This window comes from Mesorhizobium sp. M0243, assembly GCF_040321775.1.
GTDB lineage: Bacteria > Pseudomonadota > Alphaproteobacteria > Rhizobiales > Rhizobiaceae > Mesorhizobium.
In genome coordinates this window covers 154559-178954 of the sequence record NZ_JAMYSF010000002.1, presented here as the reverse complement: position 1 = coordinate 178954, position 24396 = coordinate 154559, and the positions used below count along the sequence as shown (strand labels likewise).

At 63.2% G+C, this 24396-nt stretch carries 20 protein-coding genes; 3 read left to right on the top strand and 17 right to left on the bottom strand.

Annotated elements, in window-relative coordinates:
* Positions 1–65: 65 nt before the first annotated feature.
* Both NKJ11_RS02950 and NKJ11_RS02945 read right to left on the bottom strand, forming a co-directional pair.
* Positions 66–935 (bottom strand): DUF427 domain-containing protein, encoded by an 870-nt coding sequence (locus NKJ11_RS02950; protein WP_502895876.1) that lies wholly within the window; start codon positions 933–935, stop codon positions 66–68.
* A gap of 17 nt (positions 936–952) precedes the next feature.
* Positions 953–2608, bottom strand: a complete 1656-nt coding sequence (locus NKJ11_RS02945; protein ID WP_352628581.1) for an ABC transporter substrate-binding protein — start codon at positions 2606–2608, stop codon at positions 953–955.
* Between the two features lie 114 nt (positions 2609–2722).
* On the opposite strand from NKJ11_RS02945, the gene NKJ11_RS02940 reads away from it, so the two are divergent.
* Positions 2723–3625, top strand: coding sequence for a LysR family transcriptional regulator (locus NKJ11_RS02940; RefSeq protein WP_352628583.1), 903 nt, complete (start codon positions 2723–2725; stop codon positions 3623–3625).
* A 24-nt stretch (positions 3626–3649) separates the two neighbouring features.
* On the opposite strand, the gene NKJ11_RS02935 is transcribed toward NKJ11_RS02940, so the two are convergent.
* From NKJ11_RS02935 to NKJ11_RS02900, 8 genes are all read right to left on the bottom strand, one after another.
* Positions 3650–5692 carry a dipeptide ABC transporter ATP-binding protein gene (locus NKJ11_RS02935; RefSeq protein WP_352609385.1) on the bottom strand — a complete coding sequence of 681 codons (2043 nt, stop codon included), beginning with the start codon at positions 5690–5692 and terminating at the stop codon, positions 3650–3652.
* Entirely contained in the window at positions 5685–6563 is an 879-nt protein-coding gene (locus NKJ11_RS02930) for an ABC transporter permease (protein ID WP_352440023.1), read from the bottom strand. The genes NKJ11_RS02935 and NKJ11_RS02930 overlap by 8 nt, the downstream gene beginning before the upstream one ends.
* Entirely contained in the window at positions 6560–7513 is a 954-nt protein-coding gene (locus tag NKJ11_RS02925) for an ABC transporter permease (protein ID WP_352792731.1), read from the bottom strand. Before NKJ11_RS02925 ends, NKJ11_RS02930 begins: the two co-directional genes overlap by 4 nt.
* 71 nt (positions 7514–7584) lie before the next feature.
* Entirely contained in the window at positions 7585–9249 is a 1665-nt protein-coding gene (locus NKJ11_RS02920; protein WP_352440022.1) for an ABC transporter substrate-binding protein, read from the bottom strand.
* A 237-nt stretch (positions 9250–9486) separates the two neighbouring features.
* Complete coding sequence (locus tag NKJ11_RS02915) at positions 9487–10671, bottom strand: mandelate racemase/muconate lactonizing enzyme family protein (RefSeq protein ID WP_352440021.1); 1185 nt, start codon at positions 10669–10671, stop codon at positions 9487–9489.
* Between the two features lies 1 nt (position 10672).
* The gene (locus NKJ11_RS02910; protein WP_352628585.1) at positions 10673–11779 is read right to left on the bottom strand and encodes a mandelate racemase/muconate lactonizing enzyme family protein; all 1107 of its coding nucleotides are present in this window, start codon (positions 11777–11779) and stop codon (positions 10673–10675) included.
* 34 nt (positions 11780–11813) lie between these two features.
* A complete protein-coding gene (locus tag NKJ11_RS02905; RefSeq protein WP_023808713.1) occupies positions 11814–12506 on the bottom strand; it encodes a GntR family transcriptional regulator in 693 nt (230 codons plus the stop codon).
* Between the two features lie 106 nt (positions 12507–12612).
* On the bottom strand, positions 12613–13401 hold the full coding sequence (locus tag NKJ11_RS02900; RefSeq protein ID WP_352628587.1) for a HalD/BesD family halogenase: 789 nt from the start codon (positions 13399–13401) through the stop codon (positions 12613–12615).
* Positions 13402–13503: 102 nt separating this feature from the next.
* On the opposite strand from NKJ11_RS02900, the gene NKJ11_RS02895 reads away from it, so the two are divergent.
* Entirely contained in the window at positions 13504–14436 is a 933-nt protein-coding gene (locus tag NKJ11_RS02895; RefSeq protein WP_352628589.1) for a LysR substrate-binding domain-containing protein, read from the top strand.
* Positions 14437–14458: 22 nt separating this feature from the next.
* Here NKJ11_RS02895 and NKJ11_RS02890 read toward each other — a convergent pair whose 3' ends face one another.
* From NKJ11_RS02890 to NKJ11_RS02880, 3 genes are read right to left on the bottom strand one after another with little or no spacing between them, the layout of a single operon-like run.
* Positions 14459–15610 (bottom strand): efflux RND transporter periplasmic adaptor subunit, encoded by a 1152-nt coding sequence (locus tag NKJ11_RS02890; protein WP_352440018.1) that lies wholly within the window; start codon positions 15608–15610, stop codon positions 14459–14461.
* A 15-nt stretch (positions 15611–15625) separates the two neighbouring features.
* A complete protein-coding gene (locus NKJ11_RS02885; RefSeq protein ID WP_352440017.1) occupies positions 15626–18802 on the bottom strand; it encodes an efflux RND transporter permease subunit in 3177 nt (1058 codons plus the stop codon).
* Positions 18796–19050, bottom strand: coding sequence for a hypothetical protein (locus tag NKJ11_RS02880; protein ID WP_023808708.1), 255 nt, complete (start codon positions 19048–19050; stop codon positions 18796–18798). Before NKJ11_RS02880 ends, NKJ11_RS02885 begins: the two co-directional genes overlap by 7 nt.
* 243 nt (positions 19051–19293) lie before the next feature.
* Here NKJ11_RS02880 and NKJ11_RS02875 point away from each other — a divergent pair, with 243 nt between their 5' ends.
* Positions 19294–19884, top strand: coding sequence for a TetR/AcrR family transcriptional regulator (locus NKJ11_RS02875; RefSeq protein ID WP_023808707.1), 591 nt, complete (start codon positions 19294–19296; stop codon positions 19882–19884).
* A gap of 328 nt (positions 19885–20212) precedes the next feature.
* Here NKJ11_RS02875 and NKJ11_RS02870 read toward each other — a convergent pair whose 3' ends face one another.
* The 4 genes from NKJ11_RS02870 to NKJ11_RS02855 form a co-directional block, all read right to left on the bottom strand.
* Positions 20213–21235, bottom strand: coding sequence for a LacI family DNA-binding transcriptional regulator (locus NKJ11_RS02870; protein ID WP_128302452.1), 1023 nt, complete (start codon positions 21233–21235; stop codon positions 20213–20215).
* 190 nt (positions 21236–21425) lie between these two features.
* On the bottom strand, positions 21426–22217 hold the full coding sequence (locus NKJ11_RS02865; protein WP_023808705.1) for an ATP-binding cassette domain-containing protein: 792 nt from the start codon (positions 22215–22217) through the stop codon (positions 21426–21428).
* A gap of 3 nt (positions 22218–22220) precedes the next feature.
* On the bottom strand, positions 22221–23207 hold the full coding sequence (locus NKJ11_RS02860; RefSeq protein ID WP_128302453.1) for an ABC transporter permease: 987 nt from the start codon (positions 23205–23207) through the stop codon (positions 22221–22223).
* A 114-nt stretch (positions 23208–23321) separates the two neighbouring features.
* On the bottom strand, positions 23322–24257 hold the full coding sequence (locus NKJ11_RS02855; protein WP_023808703.1) for a substrate-binding domain-containing protein: 936 nt from the start codon (positions 24255–24257) through the stop codon (positions 23322–23324).
* Between the last annotated feature and the right edge of the window lie 139 nt (positions 24258–24396).

Genomic DNA, 24396 nt, shown 5'->3' with positions numbered 1-24396 from the left:
GGGTATGCGCTGCACCATGCTCCGATCAAGCGCCCTCGCGCAAACGGGTCAAGCGGCGTCGATGCTCAGAAATAACCGCTCGAAGCGGCCGTGGCTTCCTTCGGGATTTCGACGCCATCGACCAGGATCTTGTCGACCAGTTCGTGGTGGAAACAGACCAGCCCCTTGATGCGCTCCGCCTCGTGCACCGGCTCGGGATAATACCAGACCAGGTTCTCGTGACGCTTGGCCTTCGTCGTCACGTGGTAGTAGTTGGAGATGCCCTTGTAGGGGCAACGCGAGATGTAGCGGCTGGGCGCGAACATATCGAGCCGCGTGTCGGCGATCGGCAGATAGTGGCGCACCGGATGGCCGGTCTCGAACAGGAACACGCCGCGGCGTGAATCGGCGACCTGTTCGCCGTCGAGAATGACCTGGACGCGCCGCGACGACGGCAGGCAGTCGACCCGGCGGAACGGATCGCGAGCGTGGACGAAGATTTCCTCGTCCTCCTCGAACCAGTGTCCCATCTTGCTCCAGGTGAACGACATATAGTCCGATATTGGCGGACAGCCCTTGACCGGATCGAGATAGCGCCAGGCCGCGTCCTCGACCAGCGTGATGCCGGTGTTGAGCGAATAGTGGCTGGCTATGCCTTTGAATGGGTCCTCCGTCGTCGTCTTGCTCGGCAGCAGGAACTCCTCGCGCACGTCGCTCATCGGGAAATAGTAGACCGGCAGATGGTCGGACTCGTAGAGCACCAGCGCGTTGACCGTGTCGGCGACGATCATCGATCCGACCTGCACGCGCAACCGCTTCTGCGTCGGCATGGTGAAGGCGACATAGCCCGGCTCGAAATCATATTGGGTGATCGAGTCGAGTGGCGGAAAATGCGGCCCGCGGCCGCGCAGATGGGGCTTGCGAATGGTAGTCTCCCGTTTCTTTTCTTTTGTCATCGGGCGTTGGGGCACGATCAGCTCAATGACACGCGATCGAGCAGCAGCCCGGCGGCGATTGGCGGCAGTCCGCTGACATTCTTGCGCACCGGCACCAGCAGATCGGGAAAATAGCTGAAGATGACAGGCGTCTCGTCGAGCAGCAGTTTCTGGATGTCGGAGGCGGCAGCGCGCTGCGCGCCGACGTCGAGCGCCTTCAGATAGCTGGTGACCATGCCGTCATAGGCCGGGCTCTTGAAATGCGCCGCGTTCCACGGGCCGTCGCTGACCAGCGGGCTCTTGAGAAACACGTTCGGCACGCTGCGATGCGCGTAGTCGGTAATGCCGAGCGGGCTGTCCAGCCAGTCCGACTGGCCGAACACCGCCTTGCCGTAATATTTGTCCTGGTCCTCGATGTTGAGCGAGATGCGGGCACCGATTTCCTTGGCGAAATTCTGGAACAATTGCGCATAGCCCGGAATGTCGGAATAGCGCAGCGTGGTCAGCGTGATGTCGAAGCCTTCGGCGAGACCCGCCGCCTCGAGCAACTGCTTGGCCTTGGCGATCTCCTGGACGCGTTGCGGCACCGACTTGTCGGTCGCAGGGAAGGCCGGCGCGAACGGGCTGTCATTCCCGGTCGCCGCCATGCCGCGGCACAAGCCGTCGACCAGCTTGGAGCGGTCGATGCACAGCGCCAGCGCCTGGCGCACGCGCTTGTCGGTGAACGGGCCGGTGTCGCAGCGCATGTGAAGCTGGCGGTGCGCGGTCGAAGCGACACGCAACACGGTGATATCAGGACTGTTCAGCACGACCTGGCTGACATCGAGCGGAACGGCATCGAGAATGTCGACCTCGCCCGCCTGCAGCGCCAGGATGCGCGGTTGCACGTCACCGTAGAACTTGAACTCGAGCCGGTCGGGCAGCGCTTTCTCACCCCAATAGTCTGGGTTGCGGATGAAGGTCGCGCCGACCTTGGGCGTGTAGGTTTCCAGCCGGAACGGCCCGGTGCCCTCGAAGGTCTTTTCGTAGTCGCCCTTGTAGCTCGCCGGCAGGATGACGGCGTTGTAATTATCGATCGACACCGAATAGGGAAAGCTGCCATTCGGCGCATCGAGATGGAAGGCGACGGTGTGATCGTCGACCTTCTGGGTGCCACCCTTCGACAGCAGGCCTTTGAACACCGATAGCGCATTGGAAGCGCCGTTGGGATCGGCCAGCCGGTCGAAGGTTGCGACGACATCGTCGGCCTTGAAGTCCTCGCCATTGTGGAATTTCACGCCCTTGCGCAGCTTGAAGGTCCACACGCTGCCGTCCTCGTTCGGCGACCAGCTCTCCGCCAGCACCGGCTTCAAGGTGAGATCTGGCTGCGTGATGCAGAGAAATTCGGCGGTCTGGAAAACCAGCTGGTAGCTGCCGCTGTCATAGTAGGTGACGGGATCGATGGCGCCGCCCGGCGTCGCCACGCCGGCGCGCACGGTGCCGCCGGGCTTGCCCTCGGCGCGTGCCTGCTGCGTGCCAAGGCCGACAGCAGCGACGAGGCTGCCCAGGAACGGCAGCGAGAGGCCGAGCACGCTGCCATGGCGCAGGAAGTCGCGCCGGCCCATCCTGCCGGCCAGCAATTCGTCGATAGCGGAATTTTCGATTGCGGTCAGATTCCTGCGAGCGGCATCGATTATCCTGAAATGCCTTGGCATGGCTGCATTCCTCGCTAGTCGTGGGGCCAAGCCATCTAGTTCATTGTTGACCGCGGCCGGAAAGCGATATTTTTTGATAGGGGTCATCGAAATTTTCGATGCAAGGGGCGAGGCATGGACACTGAAAATCTGCGCAGCTTTCTCGAAGTTGCCACCCATGGCAGCTTCACCGTCGCGGCCAGCCGGCTCAATCTCGCCCAGTCCACCGTCAGCGCACGGATCAGAGGGCTGGAGGAACAGTTGGGGCGCCGGCTGTTCGTGCGCGATCGCGATGGTGTCACGCTGACGCCGGCCGGCCGGCAGTTCCTGCCGCATGCCTCGTCGATCACCCGCACCTGGGAGCAATCGCGGCAGGACATTGCCGTTCCCCATGGCTACGAGACCTTGCTGCGGCTGACCGCGCCGGCCTATCTGTGGGACCGCATCACCTCGCCATGGGTCGAGTGGATGCGCACTAGGCGGCCGAACGTGGCGCTGCGGCTGGAGGGCAGCTTTCCGGACTCGGCGATCGACCAGCTGGCGGAAGGCCTGCTCGACATCTGCATCCTCTATCTTCCGCGACCGCATCCCGGCATCGTCTACGAGACGCTGGCCGTCGATCAGGTCGTGCTTGTCCAGCATGCTGCGCAGACCAAGCCGTGGACCGAAAACTACATTCTGATGGACTGGGGACTGGAATTCCGCATCGAGCACGACCGCGCCTTTGCCAGCATGGTCAAGCCGGCCATATCGGCCGGGCTGGTCTTCATCGGCCTCCAGCATGTCCTGTCGCAGCAAGCCGCCGCCTATCTGCCGCTCAGCGCCGTCAGCGGCCATATCGAGCGCGGTGAGATGCGGCGCATCGACAACACACCGGTATTCCAGCGGCCGATCTACCTCGCCTATCCCTCGAATCCCGTGTCTTCGGATGTCCTGGATGTCGCTTTGACTGGGCTTCGCACGCTGGCCAGAGACTGGGCCGAAGGGCAGGGCTTTTCAGAAGGGGATCGTTCCCTGAGCATGGCAGGCCAGATCTGACTGCCAAGCCACGGAAGCGCAGCGCTATGCCGGCTCGGTTGCGACCGCCCGCTGCAACCTGGCCAGTTCGGCGTAGGGGATGTGGCAGCGGATCGAATGTCCAGGCTGGGCCTCGCTGAGCGGCGGCTCCTGCTGTTCGCAGATCGGGCCGATCTTTCGCGGGCAGCGCGTGTGGAACACGCAGCCCGAGGGCGGGTTGGTGGCGCTGGGGATTTCGCCGTCGAGACGAATGCGTGCCGTCTCGGTCTGGTCGAGTTTGGGCACGGCCGACAGCAGCGCTTCGGTATAGGGGTGATGCGGCCCGGAAAAGACGTCTTCCGACGGTCCGAGTTCCATGATGCGGCCGAGATAGAGCACGGCGATCTTGTCGGAGAGGTAACGAACCACGGCAAGGTCGTGCGAGATGAAGATGTAGCTGACGTCTTCCTTCGACTGCAGGTCGGCGAGCAGATTGAGGATGGCCGCCTGCACCGACACGTCGAGCGCCGAGGTCGGCTCGTCGCAGACGACGATGCGCGGATCGCCGGCGAAGGCGCGCGCGATGGCGACGCGCTGCTTCAGGCCGCCGGAGAGCTGGCGCGGCTTGACGGCAAGATGCCGGTCGGTGAGCCGCACCGAGCGGACGAGGTCGTTGAGGCGGACCTCTAGTGCCTTGCCGCTCAAACCCGCCAGCCGCTTCAGCGCGCGGCCGATCAGGTGGCGGATCGAATGCGAACGATTGAGCGCCGAATCCGGATTCTGGAAGACGATCTGCATCGCCTTGATCTGGTCGTCGCTGCGGTTCTCCAGCCTGGGCGCCAGGGCCTTGCCCTCAAGCTCGATGGTGCCGCCTGCGTCTGGCGGCACCAGGCCGAGCAGCAGCCTGGCAAAGGTCGTCTTGCCGCTGCCGGACTCGCCGACCAGCCCGAGCGTCTCGCCGGGTCTGAGATCAAGCGAGACGTCCTTGACGGCGCGCAGTGCATGGCCGTGGCTGGCATAGGTCTTGTTCAGCCCGGCGACGCGCAGCACCGGTGCTGCTGCCACCTTTGGCGCCGGCGCCACATCGCTCGGTGTCGCACGCGGCAACGCTTGCGCCTTGTCGTGATAGTGGCAGCGTGACAAGCGCCTCCCGCGTTCGTCACTCAGATCATAGAGCGGCGGCAATTCGGTGCGGCAACGGTCGTCGGCGAGCGCGCAGCGGTCGGCGAAGGCGCAGCCCTTGATGTCGGCCCCGATGCCGGGCAGAAACCCCGGAATGGTGTCGAGGCGGCCCTGATCCTTGCGCTGGCCACCGCGCGGCAGGCAGCGCAGCAGCGCCACCGTGTAGGGATGGCGCGGATCGTTGAACACGACCTCCGTCGGCCCTTCCTCGACCAGCATGCCGGCATAGAGCACGCCAACCCGGTCGCACATGTTGGAAACGACCGCGAGGTTGTGGCTGATGAACAGGATAGAGGCCGACAGTTCCTGCCTGAGCTGTGCGATCAGGTCGAGCACTTCGGCCTCCACCGTCGCATCGAGGCCGGTGGTCGGCTCGTCGAGGATCAGCATCGACGGATCGTTGGCCAGCGCCATGGCAATCGCCACGCGTTGCTGCATGCCGCCGGAAAGCTGGTGCGGGTAGCGCTGCATGACGCTGACGGGGTCGGAGATGCGCACGCGGTTCAGCATCGCAATCGCCCGGTCGGTGGCCGCTTGTCCCGAAATGCCGCCGAGTTCAAAAATCTCGGTCAGCTGACGGCCGACGCGGATCGACGGATTCAGCGCCTTGCCCGGGTCCTGATAGACCATGGAGACGCTTTCCGCGCGCGCCCGCCTGAGCGCCTCGGCGTCCAGCTTCATCACATTCTGGCCATCGAGGGAGATGGCGCCGCCGGTGATGGAACCGTTTCTAGGAAGATAACGCACGACAGTGAGCGCCACTGTCGACTTGCCGCAACCGGATTCGCCGACCAACCCATAGGCTTCGCCCTGGCCGATGGTGAGGCTGAGGTTGCGCAGAACGGCGCGATTGCGGCCGGCGACGCGGTAGGCAACCGAAAGATCGGTGAGTTCGAGTGCGTTTCCGGCCTTGGCGGAGTTAGTCATTGAGCGCTCCGTGAACGCCGTCGGCCGCCAGATTGACGCCGATCACCAGCGAAGCGATGGCGAGCGCATCGAACAGCACCGTCCACCAGAAGCCGCCGCCGATCATGCCGTAATTGTTGGAGATCGACAGCCCCCAGTCGGGCGAGGGCGGCTGGATGCCAAAGCCCATGAAGGAGAGCGTGGCGACGGCGAAAATGGCATAGCCGAGCCGCACGGTGGTTTCGACCAGGATCGGCGGGATGACGTTGGGCAGGATCTCGACGAACATCGTATGCAGCGCACTTTCATGCCGAAGCTGTGCGGCGGCGACATAGTCGAGTTCGCGCTCGGCCAGCACCGCCGAGCGCACGGTGCGCGCGATGATCGGCGCGAAGCTCAGGCCGATGACGACGATGACGGTCGTCTTCGAGGTGCCGAGCGCAACGATGGCCAGCAGCGCGACGATGACCACCGGGATCGCCATGAAGGCTTCCAGGATGCGGCTGACGACATCGTCGACGAGACCGCGAAAATAGCCGGTAAGGAGGCCGAGCGCCGTGCCGGCCACTGTCGCCAGCAAGGTTGCCAGCGGTGCGACGGTCAGGATGTCGCGCGAACCGACGATGACGCGCGAGAAGACGTCGCGGCCGATCTGGTCGGTGCCGAACCAGTGTTCGGAAGAGGGCGGCGCCAGCGCGTTGATGATGTCGTCCGCAAGTGGATCATAAGGTGCGAAATGCTCGCCGAACAGCGCACAGGCAACCCAGAACAGCACGATGGCGAAACCAACAAGGAATGTTCGGGAGCGCAACAGCGAGAAAAAGACCTCCGCCAGCGGGCCGCGCCGGCGCGTGTCGTCTGGTGTCGGAGAGCTGGTTTGGACGGCGCTCATTGATCTGACCCCAGACGGATACGCGGATTGAGCACGGAATAGAGGAAGTCGGCGACAAGGGTGGCCACGGCATAGACAATGCCGATGGTGAGGATGCCCGACTCCAGCATCGGGAAATCCTTGCCGCGCGCGGCGGTGAAGATCAGCGACCCGATTCCCTGATAGCGAAACAGCGTTTCGATGACGACAAGGCCGCCGATGAGGTAGCCGGTCTGCGTCGCGATGACAGTGATGGTCGGCAGCAGCGCGTTGCGCAGCACATGCCGCCAGATCACCGTGCGCCAGGGCAGGCCCTTCAGCACGGCCGTTCGCGTGTAGTCGGAATCGAGCGCCTCGATCATGCCGGAGCGTGCCATGCGGGCGATGTAGCCGAACAGCACCAGGAACAGCGGCAGCGAGGGCAGGATCAGGTAATAGAGCTGCGTGAAGAAGCCGGTATCGCGCGGCCATGCGGCCGAGATCGGCAGCCAGCGCAGCCACACGCCGAAGATCAGGATCAGGATGATGCCGGTGACGAATTCCGGCAGCACCGTCACCGACAGGCCGCCAAGGCTGATGATGCGATCGAGCGGCCGGTTGAGGTTGAGCGCTGCAATGACGCCGCCGAGAATGCCGATCGGCACCACCAGAACGAAGGCGACCGCCGCCAGCTTCATCGAATTGCCGAGCGCATCGATGACGAAAGGCGCGACCGGCGAGCGGAAGATGTAGGACGTGCCCATGTCGCCCTGGACGAAATTGGAGATCCAGCTCCAATACTGCGCCAGCAGCGGACGATCGACACCGAGCGTGTGATTGAGCGTGTCGACCGCGCGCTGGTCTGCGAACGGACCCAATATTGCGCGCCCGACATTGCCGGGCAGCACCTGGCCGCCCAGGAACACCATGATGCTGAGCAGGAACAGCGTGACGAGCGACAGCGAGACACGCCGGACAAGGAAGGAGAGAATGGCTAGGACTCCTTGTGGAGCCAGCCCCCATGCGGGAGCTGGCTGTTAGAGGATTGGCTTTTCCTTTCCGCTCAGGCCTTCGATGCCTTATCGAGGAACAGCTGCGACATGGCGGTCGGCTGTACGCCGGCCACGCCCTTCGCCGTCGCCGTCAGATAGTCGTAGAAATAGCCGAAGATGACAGGCGTTTCCTCGAGCAGCAGCTTCTGGATCTTGCCGGCGTCGGCCTTCTGCGCCTCGAGGTCAAGGGCCGCGATGTAGCTGGTCGCCAGCGCATCATAGTCCTTGTTCTTGAAGTGTGCCGCGTTCCAGGTGCCTTCACTCTTCAGCGGTGCCGCGAGATAGACATTCGGCACGCCGCGGTGACCATAGTCGGTGATGCCCATCACCGAATCCAGCCAGTTCGACTTGCCGAACACCGCGTCTCCGTAATAGCCGCTCTGGTCGAGGATATTGAGGTCGAGTTGAACACCGATCTCCTTGACCCAGTTCTGGATGAGCTGGGCGTATTCAGGGATTTCTAGGTAGCGTTCGGTGGTCAGGGTTATCTTGAAGCCCTGGCCAAAGCCGGCTGCTTCCATGAGCTGCTTGGCCTGGGCGATATCCTGCTTGCGTTGCGGCACGCTCGTATCGGTCGAAGGATAGACGGCGGCGAATGGGCTGTCATTGCCCAGAGCGGAGCGTCCCTTCATGAGGCCGGCGGCCAGCTTGTCGCGATCGAGGCAGAGCGCAATGGCACGGCGCACGCGCGCATCCTTCAACGGGCCCTCGTCGCAGCGCATGTGCAGTTGCTGATGGGCTGACGACTTCAAGCTGATGATGTCGACGTTCGGATCGTTGAGCAGAGCGACGCCGGCCAGCACCGGCATCTGGTTGATGATGTCGACCTGGCCGCCCTGCAGCGCCAGGATCTGCGGCTGCATGTCGGTGAAGAAGGTGAACTCGGTGCGTTCCGGCAGCGCCTTCGGCCCCCAATAGTCCTCGTTGCGGACGAAGGACGCACCGACCTTTGCCGTGTATTTCTCTATTCTGAACGGCCCGGTGCCGTCGAAGCTCTTTTCATAGTCGCCCTTGTAGCTCGCCGGGATGATGACGGCGTTATAGTTGTCGGACGACAGCATGTAGGGGAAGTTGCCGTTCGGCGCATCGAGGTGGAATTCCACCGTGTAGTCGTCGACCTTCTTCGAGGCGCCCTTCTGCAGGATGCCGGTGAACACCGACAGCGCATTGGACGAATTGGCCGGATCGGCAAGGCGGTCGATGCTGGCCACGACATCGTCGGCTTTCATCTCGCCGCCGCTGTGGAATTTTACGCCTTTGCGCAGCTTGAAGGTCCAAACGGTGCCATTGTCGTTCGGCTTCCAGCTTTCGGCCAAGGCCGGCTGAAGAACGAGGTCAGGGCCGTCGACGCAAAGGAATTCGGCAACCTGCTGCATGACCAGCAGGCCGCCTGCGTCAGCGATGGTGACCGGGTCGATTGTCGCTGCCGGCACGCTGCTGGCGACGCGGATGGTGGCGCCGGGCGCGCCTTGGGCGCGCGCCAGCGACGGCATGCCGCTGAGGCCGGCTGCCATGCCGATACGGCCCAGCAGCGGCAGCGACAGGCCGAGCAGGCTGCCGTGACGGACGAAGTCGCGGCGGCTGACACGACCGTCGACAAGGCCGTCGATCAGGTGATTTTCAAGCGGCGTGCGATTGCGCCGGATCAGGTCGAGAATGGTGTAGTTCTTGCTCATGGGTTTTTACCCTTTCCCCTATTTCTTATGGTTGACGAAATTTCGTGGATTGCTCCATTTCGGATCGCCAGAGAGGCCTGTCGATCGGAATCTTAGCATGCGGTTTTGCCCGGTATCTAGTCGTGGCACGGACGCGCCGGATTGCTGGCTGCACTGCTTCCATCGTCTTTGTCCAACCTTCCCGGCCGAAGTCGCGGTGGTTGGCTTCTCGTGCCTGGCCGTCGGTCTTGCCGTCATCTAGTTCAGCGGCAAACGGCGATAGGTTCCGGGCTTTGCCGGGTCATGATACTTGTTGCACGGTCCTTTCTCGGTAAAGTCTCTGTGACAGGCAGCGAGGTTTTCGCGCGATAAGGTGACGCCGAGACCGGGACCTTCCGGAACGCGCACGAAATTGTTTCTCGGCGAAAACGGCCCTTCCTCGGTGACATCCATCGGCAGCATGCGAAACAGCGACTGGTTAGGCTCCCTGATCCAGCCTAGTGCCGCGCACAGGTGCAGATAGGCGGCACTGCCGATGCCGCTGTCACCGCTGTAGCACCAGAAATCGATGCCGGCATGCTCGCAGGCGCCGACGAAGCGCAACAGCCGGCCTATGCCGCCATGCGTCGTCGGGTTGCCGACGAAGGCGTCCGGCACCTTGGTTTCCATGGCGCGCGCAATGTCGATGTTGTGGGTCGAAAACGGGATCGAGCAATGGCGCCGCAATTCGCGCATCTCCTCGATCGTCGCCACCGGATCCTCCCAGTTGCGCACGCCGAGGTCTTCCAGCGACCGCGCTAGGCGACGCGCGGTGCTGAGCGAATAGGCCTGGTTGGAATCGATGCGGATCATCGCATCGTCGCCGAGTTTCTTGCGGATCAGCTCGACCATCCTGAGCGAGATTTTCGGATCTTCGGTCGAGAACTTGCCTTCGAAGAAGGTCGTTCCATGCGTCTCGTGCAATTCGACGCAATAGTCGGCGACTTCCTCCGGCGTCGTCTCGCCCTTCACCTTTGGCCCGTCACCGCGCAGCGAAAAATAGTCGGTGAACGGGATGTCCTTGCGCACGGCGCCGCCGAGCAACTGGTAGAGCGGCTGGTTCCACGCCTTCCCGCGCAGGTCCCACAAAGCCATCTCGATGGCGCCGAAAGCCATGATGCGGGTGCGGTCGTTGATCGACTGCACGCCGGTCCAGAAGGGCAGGCAGACATGCTCGGCGCCGGCGATGTCGAAGGCATCGCGCCCGACCAGCCATGGCGCCAGGACATCGTTGATGATCGCGGCCGCCGCCGGCGTCGGCGCTTCGCCGAGGCCAATCAAGCCATCCTCCGTCTCGACTTCGACGATGGTCGGCGAAAATCCGTCGAGTTCGCCGAACACCCAGGCATAGGGCGCCTCGAGGCGCAAATTGATCGGCGTGGCTTTGATGCTGCGGATTTTCATCTCAGCGGCCGACTTCGAAGAAAGGCTTGCCCAGCAGATCGGGAACGACGTCGATACCGAGGCCCGGTCCGTCCGGAATGCCCATGCGGCTACCGGTGACCGGCGGCATGTTCGACGCCGTGCGCACCGTCACCCATTCATGGAAGGCGATGGCGTGCAGCCGGCGCTCCTCGGGCGTCGACAGCGACAGGTGTGCCATCGCAGCGGTGTCGATCTCGGCGCCACCAGTGTCCTCGACCGTGATCATGAAACCCAAATCGACGGCAACATCGCGGATCTGACGGGTCTTGGTCACGCCGCCCAGCCGCGAGATCTTCAGCGTTAGCCCGTCGGCCGCGCCCTGGCGGTGGATTTCCAGCATCGCCTCGAGCGAGGTGACGGATTCGTCGAGCACCATCGGTTTGTCGAGCATGCGGCGAACCGACATGTTCTCGTCGATCGTCGTGCAGGGCTGCTCGAACGTGTAGTCGATGGCGCGCGTGGCGTCGGCGAACTGGCGCGCCTGATAGGGCGTCCAGCCGGCATTGGCGTCGCAGAAGATGACCGTGCCTTTCGGCACCGAGGCGGCGACCGCGGTGACACGCTCGATGTCGTCATGCACATTGCCGCCGACCTTGACCTGCAGCCGGTGGAAGCCGTCTTTGACGATCCGCTTGGCCAGCGCGGCCATGGCGTCGACGCTGCCATGGGTGACGACCTTGTAGAGTTCGGCCGTCTCGCTCTCCTTGCCGCCCAGCAGCGTTACCAGCGGCACGTCGGCGGCTCGTGCCGCCAGATCCCAGCAGGCCATGTCGAGCGCTGACTTGATGTAGGGATGGCCCTTGAACACCGTATCCATCAGCCGCCCGATGCTTGCCAGCCCGCGCGGATCGTGGCCGATAAGGTGCGGCGCGATTTCGGGCACGCCGGCGCGGGTGCCGGCCGGGAAGGCTGCCGAATAGAAATTGCCGAGCGGCGCCATCTCGCCCCAGCCGGTGAGGCCGCTGTCTGAGGTGATCGACACGATCACCGCGTCGAATGCGTCGGCTTCGCGCCCCTTCGACATGCGGTATGGCCCGTCCACGAAGGGCTGCACGACGTGGTAGGCCTTGATGGTTTCGATCTGCACGTGTCTTGTCCGCTGTCTGTGAGTTGGGAACGGGTCAGGCGCCCCTCGACGGGCGTTGTTCGAGGCCGCGCGCGTAGGCAAGCAACTCCTCGAAATCGAGATCGATGTGCTCCCTGGCATGGCGCTGGGCTGCACGCATGTCCTTGCCCTTCAGCAACCGCACATAGGTTTCGTGAACGTCTTCGGCCGGCACCGGCTCATTGCGGGCATGCTGGTGGAGCGCAAAATACATCTGCAACCGGCTGGTCAGCCGCTGCCAGGTTTCCAGCAGCACCGAATTGTCGGCCCATTCGTAGATCAGGCCATGCAGTTGCAGCGCGGTTTCGATTTGGCGTGTCGTGTCCAACGCACGGGTCGCCTGCTTCACGGCTTCGTGGCGCCGGTCGAGCTCATCGAAGAAGCGCTGGTCGCGCAGCGGCCACGCCCGCTCGATGGCCAGCTCGTCCATCACTTTGTTGAACGAATAGGCATCATCGATGTCCTTGGCCGTGACCTCGATGACGAACGTGCCGGCATAGGGGATGCTGGTCAGGATGCCTTCCTGCACCAGCTCGCGCATTGCCTCGCGCAACGGCGCGCGGCTGACCCGCATCTGTTCGGAAATCCGCAGCTCGTTGAGCTTCTGGCCGGGTGCGAGCTGCCCGGTCAGGATCGCGCGCCGCAACAGCGCGACGATCTCGGCGCGTCGCGTCGTGTCCGCAATCGGACTGAAATCCGCTTTCGCCATTCGGCCGCTCCCAGGGAAATCGAAAGCAAGACAAGCAGATTGTCGACAATCTAACAAGAGGTCATCTTCGGATTCTTGGGGCCGCTGGCATATTGCCTCTTCGGTCTCAGGCGGCGCGGCCGTAGAAGCCGACGCGCTCCTCGGCGCTAAACATCACGCCGGGCTTCTCATAGTAGGAAAACACCGCGATCATGCGCTCTCGCTCGCCTTCGACGGTGGTGACGCGATGCGCGGTGTTCTTGCCGCGGAAGACATTGAGTGTGCCCGGTTTCAAGCACAGGATCTTGGAATCGGGGTCGCGCCCTTCCAGCAGCCTTGCGACGCCGTCATAGTTGGGATTGTCGTCCGACCTCAGATCGGTGCGGTATTCGAGGTCGCCGCCACGCTCCGCTGCCTGCAACAACAGCGTCGTCGTGAATTCGGAACGATCGAAATGCCAGTTCAAAGCCTCGCCGGCGCGATAGGCCATGACGTTGGTACGGGCCAGGGGATCCTGCATGACATGCAATCTGGGCTTGCCCATCGTCGCTGCCAGGAAGCGCAGTAGCGGTTCGTATTCGTAGATGGCGAGCACGACACTGCCAGGAATCTGGTCGGCACAGACGGTGTGACTGATGGTCTCCACCTTGCGCAGCGCCGGATGGTCGGGTGCAAGCTCGGGAATGTCAGGCTTGAAGTAGATGTTGTGCATGCGCTTGTGCGCATGCGAGCGCGCGGCCATCACCGGCTGGATTTCGCGCACGGCTTGTTCCGCCACGCCGGGGCGCAAAAACCCTTCCAGATTGAACATGCCGTCGGCTTCGAGCGCGGCGACGGATTGTTCGACAAGGCGCTGCCATTCGGCGCTGCCTTCGCGGTCGAGCGGATAGCGGTTGAGATCGAGGATGTCTTTCATCGTCATGGCTCCGAAGGTTGTGAGCTTATGAGACGGCAAAAAAATCTTTCTCTCAACGTCGAAAATAGTTAGGATTGGCCAAGAAAAACTTACGGACTCGATGTGGAACGGTTGCCGCCGCTGAATGCGATCAAGGCTTTCGAGGTTGCGGCGCGTGCCGGCAGCTTCACTTTGGCCGCCTCTGAACTCGGCGTATCGTCGGCGGCGGTCAGCCAGCAGATCCGCAACCTCGAGAGCTGGTTCGGCAAGCAGCTGTTTGTGCGTAGCGGCAATCGCATCGCGCTCACCGACGCCGGCCACGCCATCTATCCGCAGACAGCGAAAGCTTTGGGAGACATCGCCACCATAGGCCAGCGCATGCTGGAGGGCGGGGTGCGGACGCGTCTGGTCGTCAGTGTGCCATTCTCGTTGGCCGAACTGTGGCTGGCGCCGAGGCTGGCGGTACTTCTCGATGCCTTTCCGCAGATGGCGATCGACGTTCGGGTCGAGGACGATCCGGTCGACCTGATGCGCCAGAACATCGATCTGCGCATCAGCTATGGCGACTATCACTATCCCGGGCTGAAACTTGTTCGTCTCGTCCATGACGATGTCCTGCCGGTCTGTGCACCGGAATTCTGGCACCGGCACGGCAATGGCGATCCCAGTCTGGCGGATTTGCACGAGAGCCAGTTCATCCACACCAATTGGGGGCCGAACTATGCCTCGCACCCGACCTGGGCGGACTGGTTCGCGGCATCCGGCGGCAGTCGCTCGCCCGACCCGTCGCACGGGCGGCGCGTCGGCCTGTCCAGCCTGGCGATCGCCTCGGCAAGACTGGGTCTGGGCATCGCCCTTGGCCAGCGGGTCATGGCGCGCGCCGATCTGGAGGCCGGTCGGCTGATTGCGCTCTCCTCCGTCTCGGTGCGCCTCGGGCATCCCTACTGTGCGTTTATGCCGCCGGCCAAGGCCGACCGCGCCGATGTTGCCGGTCTGGTGGAACTGCTCAGTCGAGCGGCGCCCGCGACCTGTGGGAAGGTCGGGGCGCCGCGCTGAAGCCGGGTCCTGACGGGGGTGTTCAGGTGGCCGGCTTTTCCGGTATCGGCGATACAGGCGCTCCGGGTCCGATCTTCTGCAGATTGCCCGTGATCACCTGGTCGCCCTCGGCGACGCCGCTGAGGATGGCGACCTGATCGCCGCTCGTCGGTCCTAGCGAAACCAGCCGCTGGTCGACGGTGTTGCCCTTGCCGACGACATAGAGATATTTGCCGAGCTGGCTCGAGCCCAGCGCCGTCTGCGGCACCATCAGCGCGTCGGCCTGCTCTCTCACATGCAGCCGGACACGAACATATTGGCCCGGCAGCAGCGTGAACTTGCCATTGCCGATCGTCGCGCGCGCGGTGATGGTGCCGGTCGAGCGGTCGATCGAATTGTCGATGAAGGTAAGCTCACCCTTTTGGCTGGCCTCGGTCTGGCCGGGGAGCAGGACCTCCACTTCGATCGGGCCGTTGGCACGGGCTTGCTCGATCTCGGCCAGATCCGTCTCGCTCGGGTTGAAGGTGACGTAGATCGGGTCGAGCTGCACCAGCGTGTTGAGCACGGTACCGGCAACGCTGACCAGCGTTCCGACCGAGGCCTGGTTGCGGCCCAGGCGCCCGCCAAACGGCGCGCGGATTTCGGCATAGCCCAGATTGAGCTCTGCCGTGCGGACCGCCGCCTGGTTGACCGCCAGCGACGCCTGCGCTTCGCGCAAGGTGCTGGTGCGCTGGTCGAACCCGTCCTTGGCGAGGTAGCCGCTCTTGGCGAGCTCGGTGCCGCGACCGAGATTGGACCGGGCATAGTCGAGCGTCGCCGTGTCGCGCTGCACTTGCGCCTTGGCCTGGTCGAGAGCCGCCTGGAAGTCGTCAGGCGAGATCTTGTAGAGAAGGTCGCCTTGCCGGACATCGACACCGTCGTCGGCGGCCTGCTCCTGCAGATAGCCTGGAATCCTGGCCTGCAAGGTGATGCTGCGGATCGGTTCCGTCCGCGCGGCGTAGTCCAGGTAGATCGGGATCGTCTTCTTGACGACGCTGACCACCGGCACCGGCATGACGAATGCCGCCGGAGCAGGCGTCGCTGCGGCCGTGCCGGCATTGAGGCTGAGATTGCCCATGTCGAGCAGGTGGACGCTGGCCACCGAGATCGCTCCCAGTGCGACGGCCGTTCCCAACGCGATTTTCCATTTACGCATGATCAGTCTCCAATCTTATTCGGCCGCTTCCGCCAGGGGCGGGATAGCGTGCTCAGTCGTTGGTTCATTGTCTTGAGAGGCGGGCTCGTCACTGCCGCGGCGTTCGCGCAGCTGCTCGATGACCGCGTAGAACACCGGCACGAACACCAGCGACAGGATGGTCGCCGCGACCATGCCGCCGAACACGGTGGTGCCGATCGACTGCCGGCTTGCCGCACCGGCGCCGGTCGCAAACATCAGCGGCAGCACGCCGAGGATGAAGGCGAAGGCCGTCATCAGGATCGGCCGCAGCCTGAGCCGTGCCGCCTCCATCGCCGCGTCGACGATGCTGAGGCCTTCTTCGCGCCGTCGCCTTGCGAACTCGACGATCAGGATCGCGTTCTTGGCCGCCAGGCCGATCAGCATGACGAAGCCGATCTGCGAGTAGACGTCAATCTGCATGCCACGCAGCAACAAGGCCACGAAGGCGCCGAACAGGGCCAGTGGCACCGCCAACAGCACCATGAACGGCATCGCCCAGCTCTCATACTGCATCGCCAGGATCAGGAAGACGAAGACGATGGCGAGGCCGAAGACGACGGACGCGATCGATCCTGCCTTGAGCTCCTGGAAGGTGATGCCGGTCCATTCGAAACCGAAATCCCTTGGCAGCGCAATGGCGGCGGCCCGTTCCATCGCGGCAACCGCCTGGCCTGAGGAAAAGCCGGGTGCGGCACCGCCATTGATCGAGGCCGAGGCATTGTTGTTGTAATGCGGCACGGTCTCCGGGCCGACGAAGGGCACGAGTTTGCCCAGCGTCGAGAGCGGCACCATGCCGCCGGAGGCATTGCGTACATAGAGCCGCGAAATGTCGGCGGCACCCGCACGTGCATCCTTGTCGGCCTGGATGGTCACCCGGAAGGTGCGGCCGAACAGGTTGAAGTCGTTGACGTAGAGCGAGCCGAGATAGATCTGCAGCGTGTTGAAGACATCGGGCAGGTTGAGGCCGAGCAGTTTGGCCTTGCTGCGGTCGAGGTCGTAGTTGAACTGCGGCGTCGAGGTCGAGAACGGCGAGAACAGCTGCTGCGGGTTGATTTCCGGCTGCTTGCGCGCCTCGGCGATCACGGCTTGCGTCGCATCGTTGAGGGCTGAACTGCCGCGGCCGGTCAGATCCTCGACGACGAATTCGAAGCCGCCTGTGGTGCCGATACCCGGGATAGACGGCGGATCGAAGCTCAGCGCGAAAGCTTCCGGGATCTGCATCAGCTTGCCGCGCACATCGGCGACGAGCTTCGACGCGCTCTGGTCGGGGCCGCGCTCCTCCCAGGGCTTCAGGATGGCGAATTCGACCGCCGAATTCGACTGCGCCGCACTGGTCAGGAAATTCAGGCCGCTGATCGAGCCGACAATCTCGACGCCGGGCGTCGCCTGCAGGATGTCGCGCGCCTTCTGCGCCACCGCGTCGGTGCGTTCCAGCGACGCGCCGTCGGGCAACTGGATGACGACGAAGAAATAGCCCTGGTCCTCGACCGGAAGGAAGGTCGAGGGCAGCCGCTGCCAGACGAAGTAGGTGGCGACCAGGCCGGCCGCGAACAGGCCGAGCATGATCCAGCGCAAGCGGATGAGAATGCGTACGCCATTGGCGTAGGCGTGCGATAGCCTGTCGAAGCCGGCATTGAACCAGCGGAACGGGGCGAACTGCGTCTCGCCGCGATGGCGCAGGAAGGCCGCACTGAGCGCGGGACTGAGCGTCAATGAGTTGAAGGCGGAGATGCCGACGGAGATCGCCACGGTCAGCGCGAACTGGTTGTAGAGCTTGCCGGAGACGCCGGGAATGAAGGCGACCGGCACGAACACCGCCATTAGCACCGCGGTGGTGGCGATGATCGGTCCGGTGACCTCGCGCATTGCGGCCTTGGTCGCCGCAAGCGGCTTGAGCCCGGCCTCCAGCTGTCGTTCGACATTCTCAACCACGACGATGGCGTCGTCGACGACGAGGCCGATCGCCAGCACCATGCCGAGCAGGGAGAGCATGTTGAGCGAGAAGCCGAGCATCTCCATGACGACCAGCGTCGCCACCAGCGACACCGGAATGGCGATGGTCGGGATGATCGTCGTGCGCCAGCTTTGCAGGAAGAGGAACACCACGGCGACGACCAGCACCAGCGCTTCGCCGAGCGTGATCAGCACGTCATGCATCGATGCCGAGACGAAGCGCGTCGTGTCGTAGTGCATCGCATAGGACACGCCCTTCGGGAAGCGGCCCGACAGCTCCTGCATCTTGTCCTTGACGCGCTGCTGCAGATCGAGCGCGTTGGAGCCGGGCATCTGGTAGACGGCAAGCACCACGGTCGGGTCCTTGCCGAAGAAGGCCGACGACGAATATTGCAGCGCGCCGAGCTCGATGCGGGCGACGTCGCGCAGCCTGACCAGCGAGCCGGTGTCGGTATTGGCGCGCACGACGATGTCGCCGAATTCCTTTGGATCGCTCAACCGGCCGACGGCGTTGACCTGCATCTCGAAGGCGGTGCCGGCCGGGGCCGGCGATTGGCCAATCTTGCCGGCCGCCACCTGGACATTCTGCTCGGCGATGGCGTTCTGCACATCGACGGCGGTGATGCCGAGATTGGCGAGCTTGTCGGGATCGAGCCAGACGCGCATCGAATAGCGCCGCTCGCCGAAGATCTGCACATCGCCGACGCCGGGCAGCCGCTTCAGCGGATCGACCACCTGCAGATAGGCAAGGTTGCTCAGTGCCACCGGATCGACCGAACTGTCGGGCGAGGTCAGGTTGACGATGAGGACGAAGTTCGGATTCTGCTTCTTGATCGTCACGCCGCCCTGGTTGACGATCGCCGGCAGCGACGAAGCCGCCTGCGAGACGCGGTTCTGCACGTCGACGGCGGCGGTGCTCAGCGAATAGCCGACATCGAAGGTGATGGTGATGGTCGAGGAGCCGTCATTGGAGCTCGTCGACGACATGTAGGTCATGCCCTGCACGCCGTTGATCTGCTGCTCCAGCGGCGTCGTCACCGTATCGGCCACCACTTGTGCGCTGGCGCCTGGATAGTGGGCGCTGACCACGACCTGCGGTGGCGTGATGTCGGGAAACTGCGAGACGGGCAGCAGGAAATAACAAATCGACCCGGCGAGCACCATGATGATGGCGATCGCCGAGGCGAAGATCGGACGGTGGATGAAAAAGTTTACCACGAGACGCAAGCCTCCCCGGCTGCTCTTGCCCGCCCGAAGGCGCTGGCGACGCTGGACAGTCTTTGACCGCGCTTGTCACCGAGGTCGTCCCGCGAATGCAGCAACGGCACCTCGTTGCGCTGCGCATCGGCAAGCGAGCGCAGCATCGTCTCGAAGGCGCGCGGGTCGACGCCATCGGCTTTCATGACCAGCCGGATCATCGGATCCCGGACGGCCTCATCTATGGTAAGATCGCGGCGCTGTGGCATTGGCCGGCTCCTTGTCTGTCGATTCGCAGCCCATGCTCGCGAACCGTTTTTAATCTCTTCACCGGCCGAGGCCGCATGATTGGCAGTTTCTCGCCCCTCTCGTCTGGCAGGGCCGTTCACGGCCTTGTTATTGACGGTGGACGATATAGGTGTTACCAGTAAGTAACATTCTGGAAGTTACAGACCGGTAACACCCTAGTCAAGAGGTGGCCGAGGGTTTTTTGGAAACGAAAGGAGATCATGATGACAGACGGCATCGTGGAGCGCTCTCGTCCCCGGGATCGGATCCTGGAGACGGCACGCGACATGTTCCACAAGCATGGCATCAAGGGCGTCGGCGTCGACGCCATCACCGAAGCTGCCGGCACGAACAAGATGACGCTCTATCGTCACTTCGAATCCAAGGACGAACTGATCGTCGAATGCCTGCGCGCCAATGCGGCCAAGGCCGGCGCTATGTGGGATGCGTTCGATGCCGAATTTCCTGGTGACAAGCTTGCCCAGCTGCATGCCTGGGTTCGCAAGGCGGCTGCCATGCTCAATGCGGACGGGCGCGGCTGCGACATGGCCAACGCCGCCGCTGAACTGACCGAGCCGGACCATCCGGCCAGGCTGGTGATCAAGGAACTCAAAGAAGCCCAGCGCGAGCGCCTTGTGACGCTATGTCGGGACGCGGGCATCGGCCAGGCTGAACTGCTCGCCGATACGCTGTCGCTTCTGCTCGAGGGTGCGCGGGTTAGTGTACAGACCGTGGGTTCGGAAGGTCCGAGCACGCAGTTCGTGCGCATGGCTGAAGGATTGATCGCTTCTTTCCGGGGCGCCGCCGCCGGTTGACGGGACCCGTGGCCTGTCAACGTGCGTCATTCCATCTGCGATGACTGGGCGTGCTTTGGTGTCGCGTACCGCCATTCCTGCCGGCCAAACGAAAAAAGCCCGCTGCCGGGAGGAGGTGGCAGCGGGCTCGATTTTCGAATGTGGCGCGGGAGGAGGTGCACCCCATTCAGCGTCGGCATCGCATCTGGGAGGAGTAGATGGCCGACAACCAGAACCTACGAGTTGCCCAACGATTCGGCAACAAAGAAACTTGCATAGCTGCTGTGCAGATTTGCCGTGCCAATTATCGTACAAATCCGGAAACCCGGTTTAGCCAAGCCATTTCGCATTACTGCACGGGGACGTTTTCCCTGAAGATCAAGCGCGGTTCGATGAACTTGCGCGTCAGATAGGGTGCCGAGGAGGCAATCGAGCCGAGCAGGCGAATGACCGACTGTTCCGCGATCAGCCTGGCATTCTGGTCGATGACGACATCGAGCAGGTCGTCGACGAGATGACCACGCGTGTCCTTGGTCAAGTCGTGGCAGATGAACACCGGCTTGCGGTTCGGCCTGGCCTCGCGGATCGCCTTTGCAACGCCCGAATGCCCAGCTCCGACGCAATAGATGCCGAGCAGCTCCGGCTCGTCGTGCAGCGCCTTCATGGTCTCGGTGTAGCTGGCATCGGGCTCGTCGTTGACCTCGACGGCGCTGCTGACGGTCAGATTGGGAAACTCCTCACTGAGCACCGAGCGGAAACCCATTTCGCGTTCCTCGTGGCCGCGATAGGAACGTGAGCCGACGACCATCGCCAGATGACCGATTCGGCCGCCAAGGAAGCGTCCCATCAGCAGCGCCGCCGTTCGTCCCGCCACCCGGTTGTCGATGCCGACATAGGCCGCGCGCGGTGCCGCCGGAACATCGGACACCAGCGTCACCAGGCGCATGCCGGCATCGACGATGTCGTGCAGGATGTTGCGCGTACGCGGATGATCGACGGCGATGACACCGACGCCATTGGCCCTGAGCGAAAGGTTTTCGACAGCGCTCTGCAGCGCGTTCGGCGAGATACCGGCGAGGTTATGGATCCGGCACGAGGCAACAAGCGGCAGGCGCGCGGCGTAGTCCTCGATGTGCCCGGCGAGATCGCGCATGAAGGCATTGCTGCCGATCGGCAGCAGGAATTCAAGGTGGGCGGGCCGCGAGGGTAGCGTCACCTGATCGGCGACCGGCAGATAGCCGACTTGCTTGGCCGCCTCCATGACGCGCTGGCGGTTGGCCGCACTCGCACCCGGCCGGTTGTTGAGCACCCGGTCGACCGTTGCGGTCGATAGCCCGCAGCTACGAGCGATATCGGAGACAGTGGCTTTCATGCCGTAACCCACAGCCCGCAGCTACGAGCGATATCGGAGACAGTGGCTTTCATGCCGTAACCCACAGCCCGCAGTTGCGTGCGGTATCCGAGACTGTGGCTTTCATGCTGCAATCCTGTTCGCCATGCGATGGCGCGTCAGACAAGCGATGCGATCTGAGGTGACGGGTGATTGCCGCCCATCACCATTCTCAGTGCGATGGCTTGCCATCGGCGATGGCATCGCGGATCTCCTTGTCCGACATGCCGGTAATGATCCGTTCGACCTCCGCCACGCTGGTCTTCTTGGGGTCTATGTCGTCAGCAACCACCTTGCCCCGGCGCATGACGACGATGCGGTCGACCACCTGGAAGACATGGTGGATGTTGTGGGCGATGAAAATGCAGGAATGGCCGGAATCGCGGGCGCTGCGCACGAAGCTCAGCACACCCTGTGTTTCGGCGACGCCGAGATTGTTGGTCGGCTCGTCGAGAATGATCAGGTCGCTGTCGAAATGCATGGCGCGCGCGATCGCCACCGCCTGGCGCTCGCCGCCGGAGAGCGAGCCGATCGGCGTCGTCGGCGGGATGTTCTTCGAGATGCCGACCTGCTTGAGCAAGTCGCGGGCAACCGTGTTCATCGCGTCCTGGTCCATCCGGTTGAGAAAGCGCGGCGACTTGATCGGCTCGCGTCCGAGGAACAGATTGCGGGCGATCGACAGTTGCGTGACCAGCGCCGAGTCCTGGTAGATGGTCTCGATGCCGTGGGCGATGGCGTCGCTGGTGCTGCGCAGGCTCACCTTGTTGCCGCGGATGAAGATGTCGCCGCTGGTCAGCGGAACGGCACCCGAGAGCACCTTGATCAGCGTCGACTTGCCGGCGCCATTGTCGCCGAGCAAGCCGACGATCTCCCGTTCATTGACGTGGAAATTGGCATCCTCCAGCGCCTGCACGCGGCCGTAGGACTTGCGGATGTTCGTCATGCGGATCAGTGGCTCGGCCATGGTTCAAGTCCCTGCCTGATGCCGGCGTTCCAGCCATGAATGCAGCGCCATCATGCCAAGGATGATGGCGCCGATGAAGATGTTGTAGGCAAGACCGGGCACGCCGATCAGCACGATGCCGTTGCGCATCACGCGCAGGATCAGGATGCCGAGCACGGTGCCGATGATCGTGCCGCGCCCGCCGGTTAGCGCGGTACCGCCGATCACCACCATGGCGATGACTTCCAGTTCATAGCCGGTGCCGCTGTTGGGGTTGGCCGCCGAGGTGCGCAGCGACGAGATGACGCCGGCAAGCGAAGCCATGACCGACGACAGCACGAACAGGCCGATCTTGACGCCGCTGACATTGACGCCGCGCGCCCTTGCAGCACTCGGGTTGCCGCCGGCCGCCTGGATCCAGTTGCCGGTGCGGCTTTGCGTCAGCACATAGCCGAGCGCGATCGCCGCGGCGATGAACCAGAACAGCGACATGTAGATGCGGAACGGTCCGATGAAGAAATCGCCGACCAGCGCTTCGGCCAGCCAGCTGCCCTCCGCACTCCAGGTGCGCTGCGGAAAACCGTCGGTGACGAAAAGGGCGGTGCCGCGCACCACAAGCAGCATGCCGAGCGTCACCAGGAAGGATGGGATCTTGAGCTGCGTCACGAACCAGCCATTGACCAGCCCGATGATGGCGGCGACCAGCAGCGCGGCGACAAAGCCGACCTCAAGGGAGGTCAGCCCGCTGTTGAACAGGGTCCACATCAAGACCGGCGAGAAGCCGAACAGGGAACCGACCGAGAGGTCGAACTCGCCCGACGTCATCAACAGCGTCATCGCCAGCGCGATCAGGCCGAGCTCGACCGTGAAGGCCAGCGTATTGGAGATATTCTGCGGCGACAGGAAGTCGTGGTTGAAACTCCAGAAAACGGCGATCTCGACGACGAGCAGCACGAAAGGGCCGAATTCCGGCCGTGCGATCAGGCGTTGGACGAGCGAATGATTTTCCACAGGCAATCCGCGACATGAGTGGAAGGCTGAGCGTTGCACATCGCGTGCGAAGGGCTCGGCGAAATGGAGAGCCAGTCGCGACCGTTGGGCGGCCGCGACTGTTGAGATTGGATGTTACTTGCCGGACAGGATGTCGTCGTAGATCTGCGCGGTGTCTTTTTCGTAGAGCGCGCCGGTGATGACGTTGAAGCCCGGAGGAATGCCGCCGGCGGCCATATTGGCCAGCGAAAGCGCGACATAGCTGGTCGCCTGCGGGTCCTGCCACTGGCCGGCATTGACATAGCCGTTCAGCACTTCCTGGGTGGTGTCGAGCGAGTTGCCCCAGCCGACAACCGGGATTTCGCCCGGCTTGATGCCGACCTGGTCGAACACCCGCTTGATCGAGCCGGTGACGAGATCGCCCAGGCCGATGATCGCCTTGACCTTGGCTTTGTTGGCAGTGAGGTAGTCGACCATGCGGTTGATCACTTCAGCCTGGTCGAGCGTCGCTTCGGTGATTTCATAGGTGATGCCGAGCGGCTCGAAGACGCTCTTGATGCCTTCCTCTTCCTGCACGCCATAGGTGGCGCCGGGGATCTCGACCGGCATCCAGACGAAGTCGCCCTTCTTCACCAGGCCTTTGTCGACCAGATACTGCGCCCAGTGTTTGCCGAAGGTGACATTGTCGCCGCCGACATAGGCGTTGAAGTCGGCTTTCGGGTCGGGCGTGTTGAAATTGATGATCGGCACTTTCGCCGCCCGCGCTTCCTTGACGATCTCGATCAGGCTGCCCGGATCAGGGCTCGTGGTGACGATACCATCGGCCTTGGCGGAGAGGGCGGCGCGAACCGCTTCTTGCTGTGAGGCGACGTCGCCATTGTGGAACGAGGTGTTGACCGTGTTGCCGGTATCCTTGGCCCATTGCTTGGCGCCGGCCAGGAAGTAGGTCCAGACCGGATCGGCCGGGCCGCCATGCGAAATCCAGTAGAACGTCTTGGCCTGTGCCGCTGCTGGTATCACCATCAGCGCCACCAACAGGCCGTATAGAACAAGTCTTAGCCGTGTCAGCATTTGATTTCCTCCCGTTGTAGATGGTCAGTTCAAAATCCGTCCCTTGTTCAGCATCTTTTGCCAGCGCCGGTTGAATGCGTCAGAGCATCCCCTTTTTCGACGGATGGCAAGCCTCCATTTGCAGGTGTAGTGGGCGCCT

Bases quoted from the DNA above. Each gene is read 5' to 3' on its own strand.
- NKJ11_RS02905 (WP_023808713.1), bottom strand. From the start codon at position 12,506: ATGGCGAAAGCGGATTTCAGTCCGATTGCGGACACGACGCGACGCGCC.
- NKJ11_RS02870 (WP_128302452.1), bottom strand. From the start codon at position 21,235: ATGAAAGCCACTGTCTCCGATATCGCTCGTAGCTGCGGGCTATCGACC.
- NKJ11_RS02930 (WP_352440023.1), bottom strand. From the start codon at position 6,563: ATGAGCGCCGTCCAAACCAGCTCTCCGACACCAGACGACACGCGCCGG.
- NKJ11_RS02945 (WP_352628581.1), bottom strand. From the start codon at position 2,608: ATGCCAAGGCATTTCAGGATAATCGATGCCGCTCGCAGGAATCTGACC.
- NKJ11_RS02940 (WP_352628583.1), top strand. From the start codon at position 2,723: ATGGACACTGAAAATCTGCGCAGCTTTCTCGAAGTTGCCACCCATGGC.
- NKJ11_RS02915 (WP_352440021.1), bottom strand. From the start codon at position 10,671: ATGAAAATCCGCAGCATCAAAGCCACGCCGATCAATTTGCGCCTCGAG.
- NKJ11_RS02880 (WP_023808708.1), bottom strand. From the start codon at position 19,050: ATGCCACAGCGCCGCGATCTTACCATAGATGAGGCCGTCCGGGATCCG.
- NKJ11_RS02950 (WP_502895876.1), bottom strand. From the start codon at position 935: ATGACAAAAGAAAAGAAACGGGAGACTACCATTCGCAAGCCCCATCTG.
- NKJ11_RS02890 (WP_352440018.1), bottom strand. From the start codon at position 15,610: ATGCGTAAATGGAAAATCGCGTTGGGAACGGCCGTCGCACTGGGAGCG.
- NKJ11_RS02875 (WP_023808707.1), top strand. From the start codon at position 19,294: ATGACAGACGGCATCGTGGAGCGCTCTCGTCCCCGGGATCGGATCCTG.
- NKJ11_RS02900 (WP_352628587.1), bottom strand. From the start codon at position 13,401: ATGAAAGACATCCTCGATCTCAACCGCTATCCGCTCGACCGCGAAGGC.
- NKJ11_RS02855 (WP_023808703.1), bottom strand. From the start codon at position 24,257: ATGCTGACACGGCTAAGACTTGTTCTATACGGCCTGTTGGTGGCGCTG.
- NKJ11_RS02865 (WP_023808705.1), bottom strand. From the start codon at position 22,217: ATGGCCGAGCCACTGATCCGCATGACGAACATCCGCAAGTCCTACGGC.
- NKJ11_RS02935 (WP_352609385.1), bottom strand. From the start codon at position 5,692: ATGACTAACTCCGCCAAGGCCGGAAACGCACTCGAACTCACCGATCTT.
- NKJ11_RS02920 (WP_352440022.1), bottom strand. From the start codon at position 9,249: ATGAGCAAGAACTACACCATTCTCGACCTGATCCGGCGCAATCGCACG.